The 2602-nt window shown below is 74.6% G+C and carries 3 protein-coding genes; 2 read left to right on the forward strand and 1 reads right to left on the reverse strand.

What is annotated here, in order from left to right; genetic code table 11:
- Both H5J29_RS28795 and H5J29_RS28800 read left to right on the forward strand, forming a co-directional pair.
- Positions 1-1311: PP2C family protein-serine/threonine phosphatase (locus H5J29_RS28795; RefSeq protein ID WP_181784122.1), on the forward strand; the 1311-nt coding region annotated here is incomplete at its 5' end.
- Positions 1308-1715 (forward strand): ATP-binding protein, encoded by a 408-nt coding sequence (locus H5J29_RS28800; protein ID WP_181784123.1) that lies wholly within the window; start codon positions 1308-1310, stop codon positions 1713-1715. The genes H5J29_RS28795 and H5J29_RS28800, both read left to right, overlap by 4 nt.
- On the opposite strand, the gene H5J29_RS28805 is transcribed toward H5J29_RS28800, so the two are convergent.
- Positions 1712-2602 (reverse strand): DUF2332 domain-containing protein (locus H5J29_RS28805; RefSeq protein WP_246394432.1); only part of this gene is annotated, 891 nt, incomplete at its 5' end. The two genes, H5J29_RS28800 and H5J29_RS28805, sit on opposite strands and share 4 nt — an antisense overlap.

The following is a 2602-nucleotide window of genomic DNA, read 5'->3' on the forward strand; positions in this document are numbered from 1 at the left end:
CGCAGCCACCTGCGCGCCGCCGAGGCCGTCGCCGCGGCGACCGGCGGCCTCCAGCGCGTGGTCGGGGCCCTGCGCGCCGAGGCCGCGGTCATCGACGTCCTGCACTCGATCGGCAGGCGGCTGACCGCGCAGCTCGACCTCGACCTGATCGTGCAGGAGGCCACGGACGCCGCGACCACGGCCGTCGGGGCCGCGTTCGGGGCGTTCTTCTACAACCTGGTCAACCAGTTCGGCGAGTCCTACACCCTCTACACCCTGTCCGGGGTGCCGCGGGCGGCCTTCGAGCGGTTCCCCATGCCGCGCAACACCGAGGTCTTCGCCCCGACCTTCGACGGCAAGGGCACCGTGCGCAGCCCCGACATCACCGTGGACCGACGGTTCGGCCACAACGCGCCCTACCACGGGATGCCCGAGGGGCACCTGCCCGTGCGCAGCTACCTCGCGGTGTCGGTGGTCAGCCCGACCACCGGCGAGGTGCTCGGCGGGTTCTTCTTCGGCCATCCCGAGCAGGCCCGGTTCACCGAGCGCCACGAGTACCTGGCCGAGGGGATCGCGGGCTACTCGGCGATCGCGTTGGACAACGCCCGGCTCTTCGACCGGGAGCGCAACCTCGCGCGCGAGCTCTCCCGCAGCATGCTGCCCGAGGTGCCGGAGGTGGGCGGGCTGGAGCTGCTCGCCCGGTACCTGCCCGCCGCGACCGGTTCCAAGATCGGCGGCGACTGGTTCGACGTCATCCCCCTCGAAGCGGGCGGTACGGCCTTCGTGATCGGGGACGTCGTGGGGCACGGCGTCACCGCCGCCACGGTGATGGGGCAGGTCAGGACCGCGATCCGCGCCTACGCCCTGCTCGGCCTGCCGCCGACGGACGTGCTGCGCCACGCGTCGTCGGTGCTGAGCCGGTTCGCCGACAGCACCTTCGTCACCTGCTTCTACGCGGTGCACACCCCGGGCGACGTGCTGCGTTACGCCAACGCGGGGCACCTGCCCGCCGTCCTGCGCCGCGCCGACGGCACGGTCGAGGAGATCGGTGAGGCACTCGCGCAGCCGCTCGGCGTGGGCACGGTGTTCCCCGAACGCGCCACCGACTTCCGCCGGGGCGACGACCTGCTGCTCTACACCGACGGGTTGGTGGAGAGCCGCAGCCGGGACCTCACCCAGGGCATGCAGTGGCTGCTGGAGTCGGTGACCGAGCTGCCGCGCCCGCTCACCGCCGAGACCTGCGACGACCTCGTCGCGCAGCTCACCGGCGACACGCACGACGACGACGTCGCCCTGATCTACGTCCACCACGCCGGCGGTGCGGCCTCGTGACCCCCGGGCGGGAGGGACCCGAGGACCTGCACGTCCGTCTCTGGGTCACGCCGGCCCGGCTCGTCGGGCTGCGGCACACCCTGTCCCGGTGGGCGCACGGCACCGCGCTGTCGGCGGAGCGCCAGGAGGACCTGGTGCTCGCGGCGTACGAGGCGCTGGCGAACTCGGCCGAGCACGCCTACTCGGCGGGCCGCGGCGGGCCGGTCGAGATCACGGCGCGGTGTGTGCGAGACGAGCTCACCGTCGTGGTGACGGACGAGGGTCGCTGGCGCACACCGGATCCGGCGGAGCACCTGCGCGGGCGCGGGCGTCCGCTGATGAAGGTCCTGGCGGACACCGTCGCCACGGTGCACCGCGCGAACGGCACGACCGTCACGATGAGCTGGCGGCTCGGGGCCTGCTAGGGGGCGAGCCAGGAGAGCATGCGGCCCCGCGACCAGCAGCGGCCGATCGCCTCGGCGCGCACGGTCGCCCCGTCGAACATCGTCAGGCCTACGATGCTGTGGCCGGAGGCGCGGCGGTCGCCGAGCGTCGGGACCGCCGGCGCCACGCCGACCCCCTCCGCGGACACCCACGCCACCGCCCTGCCCGCCGCCACCTCGTCGAGCCGGTGGAGGAAGCGGAGCCGCCCCTCCAGGGTGAGCCGCGACAGCGCCCATGTCGTCACGACGACGGGCAGGGCGTGCGCGGGCACCCGGGCGACGGCCTCGGGCAGCAGGTCGACGGCCTCCCCGCGCAGCAGCTCCGTGGGCGCCGACGCCGCCACCGCGATCTCCGCCCGGAGTCGCGCGGCCTCGTCCGGTCGATCGGGTGGGACACAGGCTTGCAGCCAGCGGGCATCGTCCGCAGTGGACGGATCGAGCGGGTCGCGGTCGACCCCGACCCGTGCCACGACCTCAGGCAGCGCGCGCTGCGGGACGGGCCGGTCGCCCACGACGGCGGCCGTCAGCTGCACGGGCGACGACGGGTCGCCCAGCGACCGCCCGTCGTCGTAGTGGATGCCCACGCGGTCGACGTGGAGGTCGAGCCCCGCCGAACCGTCCACCGCGACCAGCCCGATCGCGTCCGCGCCCACGCGGCGCGCCGCCTCGGCGACGGCCGGGTAGAGCACCGCGCAGCGGCCGGTCTCGATCGTCCGCGGCCGGCGACGCATCGCGAGGGCGACGACCGGGTCGGTCATCCGCAGCAGCGTGTCGACCGCGGCTGCGGCGGCGGTGTCGTGCGCGGTGTCGTGCGTGTCGTCGTGGGTGTCGTCGTGGGTGTCGTCGTGGGTGGCGTCGTGGGTGGCGTA

Source organism: Pseudonocardia pini (genome assembly GCF_013870575.1).
Lineage (GTDB): Bacteria > Actinomycetota > Actinomycetes > Mycobacteriales > Pseudonocardiaceae > Pseudonocardia > Pseudonocardia pini.